Raw genomic sequence first — 19,126 nt, 5'->3', positions numbered from 1 at the left:
CACCCGCCGACGCCTGCCGTACCAGCGTTTGATAAATATCAGCCCATGCCTCTCATTCCCGAGGAGCCTCAGATTCACGAGAGTGCCCAGGGTCCCCGCGTCACTCCGGCCAGTGGCCGCACCGCGCCGACCCCTCGTCCCGTACCCGGTCCCCGTCCCGCGGCCCCGCCGCGGCCCGGTCGTCCCGGTCCGCACCGGCCCACTCCGCCGGTGCAACGTGCGTCGCACGACACTGCCGCGGCCAAGCCCGGACCTTCGGGTCCGGCCGCTTCCGCGTCCCCCGTCGCCGCTTCGGCGGCCCCGCAGATCCAGCTGATCCCCGCCTCGGTCGACGGCGCGCTCGACGCCGCCGAAGAGGCCGTGGACCTGCTGCTGGAGTCGGGGCGCGCTCCTGGCGACGTACTCGTCATCACCACCGGCGAGCAGCACCCGTGGGCCGCCCACGAACTGTCCTTCGGTGAAGCCTCCTACTGGTCGCAGCACGACGCGGGCGACGACGTCTTCTACGCCGACGCATCGGTCGCCTCGCGCGCGACCTCGCGTCCCGTGGTCGTGGTCGCCGTCAACGGTGGTCCCGCCGCTGTCGCCGCCACCGCCCTTCCGCTGGCCCATGCCCGGGCCGGCGCCCTGCTGATCGTCTGCGGCGACCCGCAGCAGATCAACTCGGTACTGGGCGCGGGCGTCTGATCCCCCCGGTACCTCCGGGGGGACACCCAGGCGGCCGGGGCGCCGTTGCGGTGGCATCAGCACGGCGGACGCTTCCGCGTGCGCGCACGACCTCAGCGAGGGACGCCGAGCGGGTGTCTCCGTCCGCCTTCGCGGCCGCCGCCGCGCGGTCGAGTCGGTCGCGCACGGACATGGGGGTGCGGTCACTCAGGCATGCGCAAAGCCAACCGATCGTGTTGCTCGGTCGAGTGCGCCTGTAACGGACGGACCGGCCGAGTTCCGCCCTGGCGCGGCTGGTTGAGTCGTCGCGGGCCGGCCGGGTGGGCCGCCGATCGATCGTACGGAGCGCGGCCGGGCGCGCCCGACGTATCTACGCGGCCATGATCATGCACGCCGAGCAGGCGTACGACAGAAGGCGTGCCGTCCGGGCCGCGCGGCCCGGCGATGCGATCAGCGGGCGGCGGCGCGGCGCAGGACCTCAGAGGCGGCACCGCCGGTGCGGGGCAGCGGAAGCGGCGCCTCGGACATGCCGAAAGGTTCCGGCGTGGAGTCCGCGCTCGGACGGCGACCGCCGCGCCCCTCTCCGAGCACCTGCCAGCCGTCCCGGGTCAGCGTGATGTACGCCCCGCAGCGCAGCCCGTGCAGCGTGCACGCGTCACGCAGGCCCCACATCCACGCGCCGTCCTCCTCCGTCCAACGGGAGTCGCCCTCACGGCAGTAGAGCAGCACCGCGGTGCGCACCGGGGTGCGGAGACGGAGGTCGTGCGGGATGACCCGGCGCAACTGGGCGAGCAGGGTGTTGCGGAACATCCAGCCGTCGGCGGGGGCCGGGCGGCGGACGAACGAGGCGCTCGCCCGTAGCCGTTCGTCCGGATCGAGCACGGCCACGATCGCGGTCGAGGGTTTGGGGCGGTGCCGGGAGTGCAGACCGCTGACGACCTCGCGGGGATTGCGCAGCAGCGGGATTCCCGCAGCGGCCCACTCCGCCGGTTCGAGCATGCGGACAAGGGGGTTGACGGATGCGGCGGACAGGTCGGCAGACGTCGACGTGGATGCCGCAGAGGACGGAGCGAATCCGAAGGTCACGGTCCTCCCTTCGGCTACGTGCCCATACTGCGGGCGAGGTCGGATTCGGGGGAGCGCGCACCGCAGCAGAGCCCTACCGGACCACGGGTGAGCCGTGCGGGGAGCGGAGTTCAATTCTTGCTGTCGAACTTGGATGCGGCAACGAGCAATTGGGGCCACTGACCGGTATCAGACGGTCTACGGTTTATATCCCTACCCAGTGGGCGGTGTTGCGACGCATGAGGTGACCGTTCACCTCGCGTTCGTACACCGTTGGGGCATAGGCCGTCCATAGGGGGTGCCGATGGGCGGAGCAGACCAGGCTTGTTGTGCACGGTCGCAGCTGACGGCGGTCAGCCCTGGACGGCCAGAACCAGCGGCAGCACCCCCTCCGCACCGGCGCGGAGGAGCAGGCGGGCCGCGATCGCCAGGGTCCAGCCGGTCTCGGTGAAGTCGTCGACCAGCAGCACCGGGCCGGCGGCCCCGACGAGGGCGGAGGCCAGAGCCGGCGGCACGGTCAGCGCGCCGTCGAGTGCCTTCAGACGCTGCGCGCTGTTGCTGCGGGGAAGACGGGTCGCGTCCTGCGTGTACTCCACCGAACCCAGCAGCGGCAGTCTGCCGACCTCCGAGATGCGGGCGGCCAGCGAACCGATCAGCTGGGGCCGGCTGCGAGAGGGGACGGTGACCACACCGACCGGACGCGGCTGCGCGTCCGCCACTCCCGGGGCCCAGCCGCCGGGGCCCCTGGCCCAGTCGGCGAGCACGCCCACGACAGCCTTCGCCACGTCGTCCGGCACGGGGCCGTCCGGAGCCTCGGGAGCGAACATCGGGCGCAGCCGGTTGCCCCAGCCGATGTCCGACAGACGGCCCAACGCCCTTCCGACGAAGGCCTGTTCACCGGCCGGAATACGCCCCTTGAGGTCGACGCCGATCGCCGGCAGCCCGGTCGGCCACATGCGACGCGGCTCCACCTCCACGCCCGCCCGGCCCAGATCGTCCCGCGCCGCGTCCAGGGCGGCCGTCGAGGTGCCGGCCGTGAACCGTGCTCCCGCGCAGTTGTCGCAGCGGCCGCAGGGCTTGGCGCCCTCGTCGTCCAACTGGCGTTGCAGGAACTCCATCCGGCAGTCCGCCGTAGCCGCGTAGTCGCGCATCGCCTGCTGCTCGGCCGCACGCTGACGGGCGACCCACGCGTAGCGGTCGGCGTCGTACGTCCAGGGGCGGCCGGTCGCGATCCAGCCGCCCTTGACCCGCTTGACCGCACCGTCGACGTCGAGCACCTTGAGCATGCTCTCCAGGCGGGAGCGGCGCAGCTCCACCAGGGGTTCCAGGGCGGGCAGGGAGAGCGGCCTGTCCGCGCGCGCGAGGACGTCCAGCGTGCGCCGCACCAGGTCCTCCGAGGGGAAGGCCAGCGACGCGAAGTACTCCCAGATCGCCTCGTCCTCCTTGCCCGGGAGCAACAGCACCTCGGCGTGCTCGACGCCGCGTCCGGCGCGGCCCACCTGCTGGTAGTACGCGATGGGGGAGGAGGGCGAGCCGAGGTGCACCACGAAGCCGAGATCCGGCTTGTCGAAGCCCATGCCGAGCGCGGAGGTGGCGACCAGGGCCTTCACCCGGTTGGCGAGGAGGTCGTCCTCGGCCTGCAGCCGGTCGGCGTTCTCCGTCTTGCCGGTGTACGAGGCGACGGAGTGCCCGCGATGCCGGAGAAAGGCGGTGACCTCCTCGGCGGCGGCCACCGTGAGCGTGTAGATGATCCCGGAACCCGGCAGCTCGCCCAGATGATCGGCGAGCCAGGCCATCCGGTGCGCGGCGTCCGGCAGCCGCAGAACCCCCAGGGTCAGGCTCTCCCGGTCCAGCGGACCGCGCAGTACCAGGGCGTCCGACGTGCCCCCGGTGCCGAGCTGCTCCGCGACATCGGCGGTCACCCGGGCGTTGGCGGTCGCTGTGGTCGCCAGTACGGGAACCCCCGGGGGGAGGTCGCCCAGCATGGTGCGCAGCCGTCGGTAGTCGGGGCGGAAGTCATGGCCCCAGTCGGAGATGCAGTGCGCCTCGTCGACCACGAGCAGCCCGGTCGCGGCGGCGAGCTTGGGCAGCACCTGGTCCCGGAAGTCCGGGTTGTTGAGCCGCTCCGGGCTGACCAGCAGCACGTCGACCTCGCCCGCCGCGATCTCGTCCTGAACCGTCTCCCACTCCTCTGTGTTCGAGGAGTTGATGGTCCGTGCATGGATTCTGGCCCGAGCCGCGGCCTCGACCTGGTTGCGCATGAGCGCGAGCAGCGGGGAGACGATCACCGTCGGTCCGCTGCCCATCGCACGCAGCAGCGAGGTCGCCACGAAGTACACCGCGGACTTGCCCCACCCCGTGCGCTGCACGACCAGCGCCCGGCGTCTGTCGGCGACCAGCGCCTCGATCGCCCGCCACTGGTCCTCACGCAGCCGGGCCGCGCCGGTGGTGTCCCCGACGAGTCGGGCGAGGACCGCGTCGGCGGCCGCCCGCAGTTCCGCGTTGCTCGTGTGCTCCATGCGTTCCATCCAACAGGACGCCACTGACAATCCGGACCAGGGCGGTGTGGCACGTTGCCGGGGGCGATGATCGGCGTTGAGGTGTCCCTGTTCAGGGTTATCCACAGGGCAAAGCGGAACTTCGTGATCCGCGAGATCGTCTGCGCATGACGAATCACAGCGAAAGCACTGGATCCCCCGAAAACGGCGGCGCGAAAGACGGCAGCGCCGAAAACGGAAGGACCGCCGGGCAGGCCGGCCCGACCGCATACGACAGCCACGGCCCCGAGCACCAGGTCACGCTCCGCACCCCGGCCGAACTGGCCGACGCCATGCCGTATCTGCTCGGCTACCGCCCCGAGGACAGCATCGTCCTCGTCGCCCTGCACGACAGGGACGGCCAGGGCCGGTTCGGCGGCCGGGCCCGGCTCGGCATTCCTGCGAACCCGGACGACTGGCCGTCCGTCGCGCGGCAACTGGCCCATGGCCTGGTCACCGGGAGCGAGCGCCGAGGAGCCCGGCCCGAACAGATGGTCGCCTACCTCTGTCAGGAACCCGCGCAGGGCGAGTCCGGCCGCCAGGTCATGGAGCGACTGCGCCCGCTTGCCCAGAAGCTCCGCATCGAGTGCGGTCAGCTGGACGTACCGGTGATCGAGGCGCTGTGCGTCTCGGACGGCCGCTTCTGGTCGTACTGCTGCAGCAACGAGGTCTGCTGTCCCGCCGACGGCCTGCCGATGGGGCTGCCCGGCACCTCCGTCCTGGCCGCCGCGGCCACCTACGCCGGCCTTCAGGTGCGCGGTACCCTGCGCGAGCTGAGGGCCAGGTTGCAGCCGTGGGAGACAGCGGCCGCTCTGGAGCAGGAGATCGCCCTGGACACCGCGAGCATGGCCGTGGTCCCGCGGATCCTCGACGACGCCAACCGTGCGGACGTGGCCGCGGAGACCCTCGAGCTCGCAGAACAGATCATGCGTCGCCTGGCCGAGGCCGCGCCGGCGACCGGCGCCCTCGCGGCGGACGTCCGCGACGACCAGCTCCTCGGGTACGACGAGGCCGCGACGCTGATCCTCGGCCTGCAGGACCGCGCTACCCGAGACCGGGCGGCCGAGTGGATGGAGGGCGACGACGCCGCTCCCGCACTGCGCCTCTGGAGGGCTCTCGCCCGCCGCTGCGTCGGACCCTACGGAGAGCACGCCGCGGCACCGCTGACCCTGGCGGGTTGGGTCGCCTGGTCGTCCGGGGACGACCTCGAGGCCCGGGAGGCCCTCGCCATGGCACTCGGCGCGGATCCGGACTATCTCTTCGCCCGCCTGCTGCACCAGGCCTGCAACGAGAACCTGGACCCGGAGTCGATCCGGCGTTGCCTGCGCGCGGAACGCCGGGATCGCGTCCGGGGGGCGGTGCGGCAGGGCGCAGGTGAGCAGGCCGCCGTTGTGTCCACGGCGGTGGAGGCCGCTGAGCCCGGCCCGGCGCCGGAGGAGATCGGGCGATCGCGACGCCGCTCCCGTCCAGGCGCCACGGTCGGCGGACGTACCCGTGTGGGACGGGCGGCGGACGGTGCGAAGAGCACCGTGGGCGTCCCGCGCTCCCGGACGTCGACGGCCGAGGGGACGCGTCCGGGCGCCGCGCGAAAGGGCGGCACGCGTCCGAGCCGCTCCGGGAAACAGTCCATGCGCCACCGTGACGACCGCCCCGGCAGCGCCCGATTGGGAGGCGACGGTACCGAGGGGGAGGTGTGAGCAACGGCGGGGAGGGCTTAGGGGACTGCCGTCGGGATGATGACGGTGGGTCGCCCGGCAGTTGTGGAGCGCCGACCACGACCGGTGGCCGGGAGCGGTCGAGCACTCACCGTCATTCGGCCGGCGTGGCCGATCGTGGGCGTGACCCGGAGGAGTCCCGCCGCGTTCACCTGAGTGGCGGAGCGCCGGCACGGGCCGAGCCACCGTCGCCCACACGTCCGTCCGGATCCCCCCACCCGGCGCCGCACACGCCCGAGGTGCACCGAGCGCAGAAGAAGCCACCGCATGCATCAGCCGACCTCGCTCTCCGAGACCTCCGAGCCCGCCAAGCCTTCCGCCGACTGTTCCGCCAGTGGCCGATGGGAGCCGCCCTCCCGGCAGGGAGCCGATCCGCCGGCGCCCGCGGTTCTCGCGGACCGCGTCGAACAAGAGGCAGCCGGCGCCACACCGCGTACTTCTTCGCACCCAGGGATCGACGTGTCCCTGTCCGTGCCCGTCGATCAGGAGGAGAGAGTGCCCGTCATCCCGAGCCGGGAAGGGCCTTCGACTGCGGTCACGAAAGAGCTTTCGCCCGCGGCGAGCGGCCTAGAGATACTCCGGGCTGGTTCCCCCGGACAAGGGCCTTGTCCGCCTACGCCAACCGTTGCGGCCCCGTCGCTGGGTCGGGGCGGGTCCGCCGAAGGAACGGTCCCGCGCGGTCGAAGCAGCGGCAGGCCTGCGGATCCGGCGACGAACACCTCACGACCGTTGCACCAGCCCTGGGCGACCGGCAGGACACCCGACCGGCATCAGACACCCGGCGAGGGACGGACCACGCCCGAGCCGGTCGCCCAGCCCCGCCCCGCGCCCACCTTCCCGCCAGGAGGACCCGCCCCGCCGCCCCGCGGCACCCCGGGCCCGACGCCTCGCCGATCTGCCGAGTTACCGCCAACCCATACCGTCATGATCTGTGTCGCCCTCCCCGGCCTTGCCATCTCCTCGGAACAGGGACAGATGACCGGTCAGGGGCTGGACGGGTTCTACTGCGCGGGCAGACGCCTGCTCTCCCGCTGCCAGGTCCGCGTGGCCGGGCGAGAACCGCTGGCGTTGCAGGCCCGGATGACGGCGGCCGACCGGGCCCGCTTCGTGGGCGCCGTGCACGTCTCCCCGCACTCCGGTCCGGACCCGGACCTCGTGGTGGAACGCGTCCGCCACGCGGACGGCACGGAGCGGATCACGCTGCACAACGCGGCCCCACGCGCCCTGCGCCTCCCGGTCGAGGTGTCCCTGGGGACGGACCTGGCGGACCTGGGCGCGATCGCATCCGGCAGAGCGGGGCCCGAACTCCCCGCCACCGTCCACGACTCGGGGCTGCGCTGGTCCAGCGCCGGCGCCAACTCGTCCGTCACGGCGGATCCACCGCCCGCGGACGCGCTGGCCTCGGCTGGGCTGCTGCGCTGGGAGTTGGATCTGCCTCCTGGCGGCAGCACCAGCGTGGAACTGAAGGTACGGCCCGACAGAGTGGGGGGCGTCCGGGCCGTTGGCCGTACCGCGGCCGACCCCTTCGCCGTCGCGCGGGCGTCGGGCGACGATCCCAGGCTCCAGCCGCTCCTGCGGACGAGCGTCGAGGACCTCCAGGCTCTGCTGCTGCGCGACCCCGCCCGCCCTTCCGACACCCACCTCGCGGCCGGCGCTCCCTGGCGCTGTGGGTCGGCCCCCGCCGAAGCGCTCGCCGCGGCAAGGATGACGCTGGCGCTCGGCACCCGGCTCACCGCGGGCACGCTGCGTACCCTGGCCCGCACCCAACTCACCGACCCAGGGCGGCAGTCCGGCCTGATCCCGGGACCACGACGGGACGCGGGCCCCCATCTGCCACCGGGCTGCACGGCCACGGAGGCCACGCTGCTCTACCCGGTGCTCCTCGCGGAGGCCCGCCGCTGGGGGCTCCCAGAACAGGAGACGGAAGAACTGCTGCCCCCGGCCGAACGCTGTCTGACCTGGCTGCGGACGACCATCGGCGACGGTACCTATCTGAACGACCCGGAACCAGGCGGCCTGGCCCGCTGCGAGACACAGGCCCACGCGCACCGGGCGGCACTGCTCGGTGCCGATCTGCTCGACGTCTGCGGTCGGCCTGGCGGGGAGGAGCTGCGGCAGAGGGCGCGGGCGCTGCGGACGGCGTTCCGGGAGGAGTTCTGGATCGACGATCGCGGCGGAGGCCGGCCAGCGGCCGCGCGACTCCCGGACGGCAGGCCGGTGCCGTACCTGGGCGCGGCCGCCGTCCATCTGCTCGACACCGGCCTGCTCGGCGGGGGCGAACAGGCACCGGGCCTGCTCGACAAGGTGCGGACGGAACAACTCGCCAGGCTGCTCGGCGGCCCGGCCATGGACTCCGGCTGGGGGCTGAGGAGTCTGGGCACGAAGGAGCCGGGACACAACCCGTTCGGGCACCGGAGCGGGGCCGTGCGGGTGCACGAAACGGCCGTGGCCGTAGCGGGCCTCGCCGCCGTGGGCTACGAGAAGGAGGCGTGTTCGCTGTTGCGTGGCGTTCTCGCGGCGGCCGAGGCCTTCGGCCACCGGCTGCCCGAGATGTACGCGGGGGAGCAGCGCACCGAGGCGAGCGCCCCGCTCCCGCACCCGGCGGCCTGTCGGCCGGCCGCCACGGCCGCGGCCGCCGGCGTGCTCCTGCTGACCACGCTCGCCGGGATCCGCCCCGATGCCCCCGCCCGCTCGGTCACGCTCCGCCCCCTGCGCAGCGCGCCCCTGGGCGAGATCGTCCTGACCGGCCTGCGGGTGGCCGGCGCCCCCTTCTCCGTACGGGTCAGCCGGCTCGGACTGGCCATGGTCGAGGAGGCGGCCGAAGGGCTCTCGCTGGGGGTGTGACCTCGCACGACGCACCACAAAACGACACCAGGGAGGAGACGGTGCGCGTGCTTGGCGTCCGTCACCCCCCGCTTCCGTCCGGCTCATACCGCACCGAAGTGACCGAAGTCGATCAACCATCGAGGCGGCCGACGAATGGAGTGTTTATCGTCAGGCAGACGACTATGATCGCCGCATGCCCTACGACCCGTCAGCCTTTCCGCCCTTCGCCGTCACCGTGGACCTGGTCGTGCTGACCGTGCGCCGCCATGCCCTGTGCGCGCTGGCGGTACGCAGGGGCGAACCGCCCTTCCAGGGCCGTTGGGCGCTTCCCGGTGGGTTCGTACGGGCCGACGAGGACCTGGCGCAGGCGGCGGCGCGCGAGCTGGCGGAGGAGACCGGACTGCGCGCCCATGACCCGTCCGTCCCCGCCCAGGACAACGGCGCGCACCTCGAACAGCTCGCGACCTACGGCGACCCCAAGCGGGACCCCCGGATGCGGGTCGTCAGCGTCGCCCACCTCGCCCTCGCCCCCGACCTGCCGGCCCCCCGAGCGGGCGGCGACGCCAGCAACGCACGCTGGGCATCGGTCGACGAGCTGCTGCAGCAGGGCGGTTACGGCCGGGACGGCGAACCGGTGGCGCCGCTCGCCTTCGACCACGCCCAGATCCTCTCCGACGGCGTGGAGCGCGCCCGCTCCAAGATCGAGTACTCGTCCCTCGCCACGGCGTTCTGCCCCACCGAGTTCACGGTCGGCGAGCTCCGCCGGGTCTACGAGGCGGTGTGGGGTGTGGCGCTCGATCCACGCAACTTCCATCGAAAGGTGACGGGCACCCCGGGATTCCTCGTGCCCACCGGCGGCACGACCACGCGCCAGGGCGGCCGCCCGGCACAGCTCTTCCGTGCCGGTGGCGCCACTCTGCTCAACCCCCCGATGCTGCGCCCCGAAGTGTGACGGCACGCTTCTCGGAGCGCGTGGAACCGGGTCCGGGAGCTGACGGCGAGCAAGGTTCCGGAAATGTGGGGCGACGGGCCGCGAACTGGCCCTGTGCTGCCCGAAAAAACGGACATAGCACGCTATCTTGCTACGAGTGATCCAGGCCTTCGGACTGACCAGCAACCCCCGCAAGGACCTCCCGCCAGCCGTCGACGACGTCTCCTTCGACGCGCGAGCGGGCCACGTCACCGCGCTGCTCGGCGCAGCGGGAGCGGGCAAGACCACGGCACTCAGACTCATGCTCGAACTCCAACAGGGCCGTGGCATCACCTACTTCAGGGGCCGTCCCCTGCACCGCATCGCCCACCCCTCACGCGAGGTCGGCGTGCTTCTCGGAGACGTGCCGGGACACCCGGCGCGCACGGTCCGCGGTCATCTGCGCATGCTGTGCGCCGCCGCCGGAGTCCCCGTCCGCCGGGCCGACGAGGTACTCGAAGTGGTCGGCCTCGTCAGCCTGCGCGACGAACGCCTCGGCACCCTCTCGCGTGGCATGGACCGCCGGCTCGGCCTCGCCTGTGCCCTGCTCCCCGACCCCCACACGCTGGTCCTCGACGACCCCGCCGACGGCCTCTCCGTGCGTGAGACCCGTTGGCTGCACAGCATGCTGCGCGCGCACGCCACGCAGGGCGGCACGGTCCTGCTCACCGTGGCCGACCCCAAGGAGGCCGCCCGCAACGCCGACCGGGTCGTCACCCTGGAGCAGGGCAGACTCGTCGCCGACCAGGATGCCGCCGAGTTCGCCCGGACCCGGTTGCGCCCCCGCGTCGCCGTCCGCAGCCCCTACGCCGCGCGCCTGGCCGCTCTCCTTGCGAAGGAGGCCCGCGCAGCCCAGCGCTCGGTCGAGGTCGTTCGCGAGGGCGGCAACCGCCTGTCCGTGTACGGCAGTACCTGCGCCGACATCGGCGAGGCCGCCTTCCGCCACGGCATTCTCGTCCACCAACTCGCCGACGAGGTGGGTGACATGGGTCCGGGAGCCGGAGACGTTCCCCGCACCGGGTCGACGGCTGAGGCACCGCGGCTCGGCGAGGCGAAGGTCGGTCAGCCCGATGCCGGTCAGATCGTTCAGACGCGCGACGAGCCGCATGCGACGGGCCAGGACCGGCATGCGGAGGTTGGTCAGGTTCTTCAGCGGCGCGACGACGCGAGTGCGGCGGGCGGGAACGGGCAGGCCGATGCCGGCCAAGTTCCTGCGGCGCGGGACGACTCGACTCTGGCAGGTGGGGACCGATATGCCGACGTCAGCCAAGCTCCCCAGACGCGGGACGGCTCGCGTGCGGCGGCCAGGGATCGTGATGCCGACGCTGTTCAGGATCCTTGGGCGCCGGACGTCATGCACTGGGCAGGCTCCGACCGGCTCTCCGAAGCCGTCGTGCACGCCCCCACTGCGCTCCCCGTGCGCCCCCGTCCGGAATCGGCCGCGCCTGTGCCCGCGCAAAATTCTCGCCCCGCCGAAGCTCGCTCCGCCGACCCCCTCTCCCCCCTCCCGCCCCCCATCTCCGTCCGCCCAGCCCCCAGCCCCCTCCGCCCCCTGCGCTACGAGATCCGCCGTGCCGCCGGGATCGGCACGGGGTTCCTGGTCGCCGGGGCCGTACTGCTCGCGTCGGCCCTCACCGCCGTACTCACCGCGAGGATCGGGCACACACCGCAGGCGTGGCTGCTGGCCGCGTGGCCGTGGGAGCTGCCGTTGCCGCCCGCCGCGCTCGGGGCGGGGCTGCTCGGCGCGCTGGCCTTCGGCGACGAGTTCCGGCACCCCGCGCTGGCGGCGGACCGGGGCACCGTGCCCCGCCGGCTGGGGCTGCTCGTCGCGAAGCTCCTCGTCGCCACGGCCACCGCGCTGACCCTGGCCATCCTCACGGTCGGCTGCGACGCCGAGGTGCTCTACGTCGTCTACGGACGGGAGCTCACGGAAGTTCCCGGCGACTGGCCGGCACTCGGAGCGAGTTGGACCGGGCTCGTCGTCGGGTGTGCGTGGGCAGGAGTGCTGGCGGCCGGTGTGTTCCGGTCCACCACCGCGGGACTCGCGGCCGTGCTCGCCGTACCGGTCGTCGTCGTGCCCCTCGTACAAAAGGCCTTGGCGGGATCGTCCGTGCGGACCGCGGCCGGTTTTCCGCTGCGGTTGCGCGAGACACTTCTGCTGCAGTGGCCCTTCGGGGGAGAGCGCTATCTGTCCGCTGTCGCGCGGGTGATCGCCCAACCCGTGGGTGGGGCGATGACGTTGTCGCTGACCGCGCTGCTCTGCGCGTATGTGCTCACGACCCTGCGCAGCAGGGTCCGGTGACGTCCGTCCGCACACTTTCGTCCCACCCTGTGCGCAACTCCCCGCGGAACGCCCATATCTTTCCGATAAGGCGTCAATTGCGACGGGGTGAGCGATCACCCTTTCGTGTGCTTTTCACCAAAGACCTCAAGGGAGTTGAGGACAGCGCCGACAAAGGATCCGTGAGTACCCTTGCGCACACCATGATGACCGCCGCCCGCTCCGCAGACTCCGGCCTCGTCGGCCCGGGCGAACTCGACCGCTACCCGTACGCCGAGGCGCACGTCGCCGACCGCGTCGGAGTCCCCGCCTGGGAGAGCGCCGACCCGGAGCTGGGCCGCGTGGGCCGGCGCGCCACGGGCAGCCGCGGACGCGGGCTGCACGGCCAACTCGTCCAGCAGCTCGGACAGATGATCGTCTCCGGTGACCTGGGCGCGGACCGCCCGCTGGTGCCCGAGGAGATCGGCCAGCGCTTCGAGGTCTCCCGCACCGTCGTCCGTGAGTCGCTCCGCGTCCTGGAGGCCAAGGGCCTGGTCAGCGCCCGTCCGAACGTCGGCACGCGCGTGCGTCCGGTCAGCGACTGGAATCTCCTGGACCCCGACATCATCGAGTGGCGGGCCTTCGGACCGCAGCGCGACGACCAGCGGCGAGAGCTCAGCGAACTGCGCTGGACCATCGAGCCGCTCGCCGCCCGCCTCGCCGCCGGGCACGGGCGCGAGGACGTCCAGCAGCGCCTCGCCGACATGGTCGAGATCATGGGCCACGCCATGGGGCAGGGTGACGCGCTCACCTTCTCCCGCGCCGACGCAGAGTTCCACTCCCTGCTCATCCAGGTCGCGGGAAACCGCATGCTGGAGCACCTCTCCGGGATCGTGTCGGCCGCGCTCCAGGTCTCCGGCAGCCCCGTCACGGGCTGCGACCGGCCCAACGAGACGTCGCTGGCGCACCACGCCAGGATCGCCGACGCCCTGGCGGCCGGCGACGGCGCGGCGGCCGAGGCGGCCATGCGCCAACTGCTCACCGTCCACCCCGAGGTGGAGCGTGTGGTGCCGGCGCCGCGCGAGCACTGACCCCGCACCACGAGTGGCGCGGACGGGTGCGCCTCCCCCTCCTGGGGCGTCGCCCGGCCGACCGCTTCCGTCGGACCCCGCATCCTCTCCGGGATCATGCGGGGTCCGACGGCGCGAGGGACTCGTGGCGCCGAGGTGCCTTGGTCTGAGCCATGTGTGATCTCGTATGCCCGCGTCTGACCGTTTTTGAATGCTTACGGGGTGTGACTCGGGCCACGCGGATTGGGCGTAACGCTTGCGGGAACACTGCGATGACCTAAGAGGTGACTGCCGAGGAGGGAATACGGACGCCGTTCACGGCGCTGTGCATCTTCCCGGCCCCCGCCCGCGCCGTCGGCCCGATCCCCAAGGCCGGTGGTCGGCTCCTGTCCGTCCCGGACGGGGCCGGAAGCCGTTTTCCAACGTTCCGAGAGGTTGTTCGTGTCGGCCAGCACATCCCGTACGCTCCCGCCGGAGATCGCCGAGTCCGTCTCTGTCATGGCTCTTATCGAGCGGGGAAAGGCTGAGGGGCAGATCGCCGGCGACGATGTGCGTCGGGCCTTCGAAGCTGACCAGATTCCGGCCACTCAGTGGAAGAACGTACTGCGCAGCCTCAACCAGATCCTCGAGGAAGAGGGTGTGACGCTGATGGTCAGTGCCGCGGAGCCCAAGCGCACCCGAAAGAGCGTCGCAGCGAAGAGTCCGGCCAAGCGCACCGCCACCAAGACGGTCGCGGCGAAGACGGTGACCACGAAGAAGGCCACCGCCACCGCCACCCCGGCGGCGCCCGCTGTCGATACGCCGCCGGTCGAGGACGACGAGCCGAAGGCCGCTGCCGCGAAGAAGCCGGCCGCCAAGAAGGCGACGCCGGCCGCGAAGAAGACCGTCGCCAAGAAGACGGCGGTCAAGAAGACCACCGCCAAGAAGGACGACGCCGAGGTCCTCGAGGAAGAGGTGCTCGAGGAGACCCCCAAGGCCGGCGACGAGCCCGAGGGCGCCGAGAGCGCGGGTTTCGTGCTCTCCGACGAGGACGAGGACGACGCGCCGGCCCAGCAGGTCGCCGCGGCGGGCGCCACCGCCGACCCGGTCAAGGACTACCTCAAGCAGATCGGCAAGGTCCCCCTGCTCAACGCCGAGCAGGAGGTCGAGCTGGCCAAGCGCATCGAGGCGGGCCTGTTCGCCGAGGACAAGCTGGCCAACGCGGACAAGCTCGCGCCCAAGCTCAAGCGCGAGCTGGAGATCATCGCCGAGGACGGCCGTCGCGCCAAGAACCACCTCCTGGAGGCCAACCTCCGTCTGGTGGTCTCGCTGGCCAAGCGCTACACCGGCCGCGGCATGCTCTTCCTGGACCTCATCCAGGAGGGCAACCTCGGTCTGATCCGCGCGGTCGAGAAGTTCGACTACACCAAGGGCTACAAGTTCTCCACGTACGCCACCTGGTGGATCCGTCAGGCGATCACCCGCGCCATGGCCGACCAGGCGCGCACCATCCGTATCCCGGTGCACATGGTCGAGGTCATCAACAAGCTCGCGCGCGTGCAGCGCCAGATGCTCCAGGACCTGGGCCGCGAGCCCACCCCGGAGGAGCTGGCCAAGGAACTCGACATGACCCCGGAGAAGGTCATCGAGGTCCAGAAGTACGGCCGCGAGCCCATCTCCTTGCACACCCCCCTGGGCGAGGACGGCGACAGCGAGTTCGGTGACCTCATCGAGGACTCCGAGGCCGTCGTCCCGGCCGACGCGGTCAGCTTCACGCTCCTGCAGGAGCAGCTGCACTCCGTTCTGGACACGCTGTCCGAGCGCGAGGCGGGCGTCGTCTCCATGCGCTTCGGTCTCACCGACGGTCAGCCGAAGACCCTCGACGAGATCGGCAAGGTGTACGGCGTCACGCGCGAGCGCATCCGTCAGATCGAGTCCAAGACGATGTCGAAGCTGCGTCACCCCTCGCGTTCCCAGGTACTGCGCGACTACCTGGACTAGATCGCGGTCCTACGACACCCAAGGCCCGGTTCCCCCTCGGGGGGCCGGGCCTTGTCGTGCTGTCGCGCGGGTGCGGGGCGTGGCGCGCTGGATCACTCTGGGTTTCCGATCGTCATCCCAGTGTGAGGAGCGCGCATGCGTCGTCCCTTCATCCGGTCACTGGCCCGGCCGCTCGTTCTCGCGGCCGCGGCGACCGTCATACCGCTGCTGTCCGCCGCCCCCGCGCCCGCCGACGTCGTCGTGGGCGGTTTCCCGGTGGACATCTCCCAGAGCCCCTGGACGGTGGCTCTGTCCAGCCGTGACCGGTTCGGGGGTACGCGGGCGGGGCAGTTCTGCGGCGGGGTGGCCATCGGCCGTACGACCGTGCTCACCGCGGCCCACTGCATGGGCGAGAACGTCCTGGGGGCGCCCCCGGACCGGATGCGCGATCTGAAGGTCATCACGGGCCGCACGGACCTGCTCTCGGACCACGGCTCGGAGATCCGGGTGCGTGAGGTCTGGGTGAACCCGGCCTATGACGCCGAGACCAACGCCGGTGACTTCGCCGTCCTCACCCTGGCCGAGCCGCTGCCGCAGGACGCGACCCTCGCGATGGCCGCGGCCGGTGATCCGGCTTATGCACCCGGCACGAGCGCCACCGTCTACGGGTGGGGCGATCTGACGGGCGGCGGCGACTACGCGCGCACACTGCGCGCCGCACGCGTACGCGTACTGCCCGACGCCCAGTGCGAGAGGGCGTACCCGGGGAGCGTCGACGGCACCTACGCGGCCGACAGCATGGTGTGTGCCGGGGAGACGGGGGGCGGCCGCGACGCCTGCCAGGGGGACAGCGGCGGGCCTCTCGTCGCCCAGGGGAAGCTGATCGGGCTCGTGTCGTGGGGGAGCGGCTGCGGTCGCGCGGGCAGTCCCGGCGTCTACACGCGCGTGTCAGAAGTTGTCAGGGCCCTGAGTCCGGGACGGGACTCACGGGGGCCTGAGAGGGCTGTGGGCGGCACCTGACGGCGTCTGCCGATGAGACGAGCGGGCGGCGCGACCCCTGGAAGCAGGGGCCGCGCCGCCCGTATGCCGGCCTGTGCCGGAGCTGGCTCGTCGTTGACGCGAAGTGTCAGCGCTCTTCTTCGGACGCGGACGCGGGAACGGAGGTCAGCCGCTCCGTCTCGTCCTGTATCTCAGCGGCGATCTTCTTGAGTTCCGGCTCGAACTTGCGCCCGTGGTGGGCGCAGAAGAGCAGTTCTCCGCCGCTGAGCAGGACAACGCGAACGTATGCCTGCGCACCGCAGCGGTCGCAGCGATCGGCGGCCGTCAGCGGGCTCGCGGGGGTCAGAACAGTAGTCACGTCGCCTCTTCTCTAGCTCGACGAGCTGTCGTACCAGGGTCAACATCCAACCAGCCCTAAAACGTTCCCGCCCGGGGCTTCTTCTCGAAAAAATCTTTCGAGTCCGGCTGTCTGTTGCCGGTTGGCGGCGAATGTGCCGTATTGCGTGTCTGTGTGTCGTACGGTTTCGCGCTGTCGTTCGATGTCAGGTCCTCCCGGCTGGCTTGCCGGTTGTTCATGAGGACGTGCCCGGAGCCTAAATGGTTCATGCCTCGAAGGGAACGTGATATGTGCTTCACTCCAACGAGGGATCGAACACGCATGCGACCGTGGACTACCCTGTGTTTCGACGAAGGGTGGCGCTACAACGGCTCTACCAGGCCTCGGTACCCTCTTCACGGCAACAGAGGCCGCGCCCTTACCCAGAAGGGCCTCACCTGAAATTCAGCGAGGAGCGAACCGCGTGACCGCCGAAACGTCCGTGTCGTCCACAGCTCTGCTGGCAGGAGCAGAGCGGGACGGTTCCAACTACACCGCGCGGCACCTGCTCGTCCTCGAGGGGCTCGAGGCCGTACGCAAGCGCCCGGGCATGTATATCGGGTCCACCGACAGCCGCGGCTTGATGCACTGTCTGTGGGAGATCATCGACAACTCCGTGGACGAGGCCCTCGGAGGCTACTGCGACCACATCGAGGTGATCCTTCACGAGGACGCCTCGGTGGAGGTCCGGGACAACGGCCGGGGCATCCCGGTCGACGTCGAGCCCAAGACCGGCCTCTCCGGTGTCGAGGTCGTCATGACCAAGCTGCACGCCGGCGGCAAGTTCGGCGGCGGCTCCTACGCGGCGTCCGGTGGTCTGCACGGCGTCGGTGCCTCCGTGGTGAACGCCCTCTCGGCGCGCCTGGACGTCGAGGTCGACCGCGGCGGCCACACGCATGCGATCAGCTTCCGCCGCGGCGTGCCCGGCGCCTTCGCCGGGGCCGGTCCGGACGCCAAGTTCGAGGCCGCCAGTGGCCTGCGCAAGGCCAAGAGGATCCCCAAGACCCGCAGCGGCACGCGCGTGCGTTACTGGGCCGACCGCCAGATCTTCCTCAAGGACGCCAAGCTCTCCCTGGAGAACCTCCACCAGCGTGCCCGCCAGACCGCCTTCCTGGTGCCCGGCCTGACCATCGTCGTCCGGGACCAGTTCGGCCTCGGCGAGGGCGGCAGCAAGGGCGAGGAGTCCTTCCGCTTCGACGGCGGCATCAGCGAGTTCTGCGAGTACCTTGCCACCGACAAGCCGGTCTGCGACGTCCTCCGCTTCTCCGGCCAGGGCACCTTCAAGGAGACCGTGCCGGTCCTCGACGAGCACGGTCAGATGACCCCGACCCAGGTCACCCGTGAACTCGACGTCGACGTGGCCATGCGGTGGGGCACGGGATACGACACGACCCTGAAGTCGTTCGTGAACATCATCGCCACCCCCAAGGGCGGCACCCACGTCGCCGGCTTCGAGACGGCCGTCAGCAGCACGCTCAACGAGGTCCTGCGCGCCAAGAAGCTGCTGCGTGTCGCCGAGGACGACATCGTCAAGGACGACGCCCTGGAAGGGCTCACCGCAGTCGTCACCGTCCGGCTGGCCGAGCCCCAGTTCGAGGGCCAGACCAAGGAGGTCCTCGGCACCTCGGCGGCCCGCCGCATCGTGAACACCGTGATCACCCGGGAGCTCAAGGCCTTCCTGACCTCCACCAAGCGGGACGCGGCCGCGCAGGCGCGGGTCGTGATGGAGAAGGTCGTCGCCGCCGCGCGTACGCGCATCGCGGCCCGCCAGCACAAGGACGCGCAGCGCCGCAAGACGGCCCTGGAATCCTCCTCGCTGCCCGCGAAGCTCGCGGACTGCCGCAGCGACGACGTGGACCGCAGCGAACTGTTCATCGTCGAGGGCGACTCCGCGCTCGGTACCGCCAAGCTCGCCCGGAACTCCGAGTTCCAGGCGCTGCTGCCGATCCGCGGCAAGATCCTCAACGTCCAGAAGTCCTCCGTGACCGACATGCTGAAGAACGCCGAGTGCGGCGCGATCATCCAGGTCATAGGAGCGGGTTCCGGACGGACCTTCGACATCGACGCGGCCCGCTACGGCAAGATCATCATGATGACCGACGCCGACGTCGACGGTTCGCACATCCGGACCCTGCTGCTGACCCTCTTCCACCGCTATATGCGGCCGATGGTCGAGGCGGGGCGGGTCTTCGCCGCGGTGCCACCGCTGCACCGGATCGAGATCGTGCAGCCGAAGAAGGGGCAGGACAAGTACGTCTACACGTACTCCGACCGTGAGCTGCGCGACAAGCTCCTCGAGCTTCAGAGCAAGGGCATCCGGTACAAGGACTCCATCCAGCGCTACAAGGGTCTCGGTGAGATGGACGCCGACCAGCTGGCCGAGACGACGATGGACCCGCGCCACCGCACCCTGCGCCGGATCAACCTCTCCGACCTGGACTCGGCCGAGCAGGTCTTCGATCTGCTGATGGGCAACGACGTGGCACCGCGCAAAGAGTTCATCTCCAGCTCGGCGGCGACGCTGGACCGCTCCCGCATCGACGCGTAGCCGCTGCGCTCGGCTTGGGCCGGATTGGGCCAGGGGCGATGGGGGGATCGGCAATCGGCAGGTCCGGGTGGGGCGAGGGTGATGGAGGGATCGCAAGGTCGGGTTAGGGCGATGGGGGCCACCAGGTCGGGGGGC

The 19,126-nt window shown here is 71.3% G+C and carries 12 protein-coding genes; 9 read left to right on the top strand and 3 right to left on the bottom strand.

The features are described 5' to 3' along the window. Positions 1-45: 45 nt before the first annotated feature. The gene (locus tag ACWCQ1_RS41060) at positions 46-687 is read left to right on the top strand and encodes a hypothetical protein (protein ID WP_133046159.1); all 642 of its coding nucleotides are present in this window, start codon (positions 46-48) and stop codon (positions 685-687) included. 429 nt (positions 688-1,116) lie between these two features. Here ACWCQ1_RS41060 and ACWCQ1_RS41055 read toward each other — a convergent pair whose 3' ends face one another. Together ACWCQ1_RS41055 and ACWCQ1_RS41050 are read right to left on the bottom strand one after the other, a co-directional pair. Next, on the bottom strand, positions 1,117-1,752 hold the full coding sequence (locus ACWCQ1_RS41055; protein ID WP_358604877.1) for a hypothetical protein: 636 nt from the start codon (positions 1,750-1,752) through the stop codon (positions 1,117-1,119). Between the two features lie 332 nt (positions 1,753-2,084). Beyond that, a complete protein-coding gene (locus ACWCQ1_RS41050; RefSeq protein ID WP_451028739.1) occupies positions 2,085-4,250 on the bottom strand; it encodes a RecQ family ATP-dependent DNA helicase in 2,166 nt (721 codons plus the stop codon). Between the two features lie 146 nt (positions 4,251-4,396). Here ACWCQ1_RS41050 and ACWCQ1_RS41045 point away from each other — a divergent pair, with 146 nt between their 5' ends. The 7 genes from ACWCQ1_RS41045 (at position 4,397) to ACWCQ1_RS41015 (ending at position 16,088) form a co-directional block, all read left to right on the top strand. Beyond that, complete coding sequence (locus tag ACWCQ1_RS41045; RefSeq protein WP_451028738.1) at positions 4,397-5,965, top strand: DUF4192 domain-containing protein; 1,569 nt, start codon at positions 4,397-4,399, stop codon at positions 5,963-5,965. Positions 5,966-6,907: 942 nt separating this feature from the next. After that, positions 6,908-8,827: a glycogen debranching N-terminal domain-containing protein gene (locus ACWCQ1_RS41040; protein WP_358604868.1), complete on the top strand. Its 1,920-nt coding sequence runs from the start codon at positions 6,908-6,910 to the stop codon at positions 8,825-8,827. 175 nt (positions 8,828-9,002) lie between these two features. Next, positions 9,003-9,761 carry an NUDIX hydrolase gene (locus ACWCQ1_RS41035; protein ID WP_451028737.1) on the top strand — a complete coding sequence of 253 codons (759 nt, stop codon included), beginning with the start codon at positions 9,003-9,005 and terminating at the stop codon, positions 9,759-9,761. A gap of 136 nt (positions 9,762-9,897) precedes the next feature. Then, positions 9,898-12,081: an ABC transporter ATP-binding protein gene (locus ACWCQ1_RS41030; RefSeq protein WP_451028736.1), complete on the top strand. Its 2,184-nt coding sequence runs from the start codon at positions 9,898-9,900 to the stop codon at positions 12,079-12,081. A 161-nt stretch (positions 12,082-12,242) separates the two neighbouring features. Next, a complete protein-coding gene (locus ACWCQ1_RS41025; RefSeq protein ID WP_133046153.1) occupies positions 12,243-13,130 on the top strand; it encodes a FadR/GntR family transcriptional regulator in 888 nt (295 codons plus the stop codon). Positions 13,131-13,550: 420 nt separating this feature from the next. Next, complete coding sequence (locus tag ACWCQ1_RS41020; protein WP_133046152.1) at positions 13,551-15,089, top strand: RNA polymerase sigma factor; 1,539 nt, start codon at positions 13,551-13,553, stop codon at positions 15,087-15,089. Between the two features lie 135 nt (positions 15,090-15,224). Then, positions 15,225-16,088, top strand: a complete 864-nt coding sequence (locus tag ACWCQ1_RS41015; RefSeq protein WP_133046151.1) for a S1 family peptidase — start codon at positions 15,225-15,227, stop codon at positions 16,086-16,088. Positions 16,089-16,194: 106 nt separating this feature from the next. On the opposite strand, the gene ACWCQ1_RS41010 is transcribed toward ACWCQ1_RS41015, so the two are convergent. Beyond that, on the bottom strand, positions 16,195-16,425 hold the full coding sequence (locus tag ACWCQ1_RS41010) for a DUF7455 domain-containing protein (protein ID WP_030945102.1): 231 nt from the start codon (positions 16,423-16,425) through the stop codon (positions 16,195-16,197). A gap of 442 nt (positions 16,426-16,867) precedes the next feature. Here ACWCQ1_RS41010 and ACWCQ1_RS41005 point away from each other — a divergent pair, with 442 nt between their 5' ends. Then, complete coding sequence (locus tag ACWCQ1_RS41005; protein WP_133046150.1) at positions 16,868-18,991, top strand: DNA topoisomerase IV subunit B; 2,124 nt, start codon at positions 16,868-16,870, stop codon at positions 18,989-18,991. Positions 18,992-19,126 lie beyond the last annotated feature (135 nt).

The organism is Streptomyces sp. NPDC002144 (assembly GCF_053593695.1).
The sequence above is the reverse complement of the archived record's forward strand: the minus strand, read 5'-3'. Positions and strand labels throughout refer to the sequence as shown.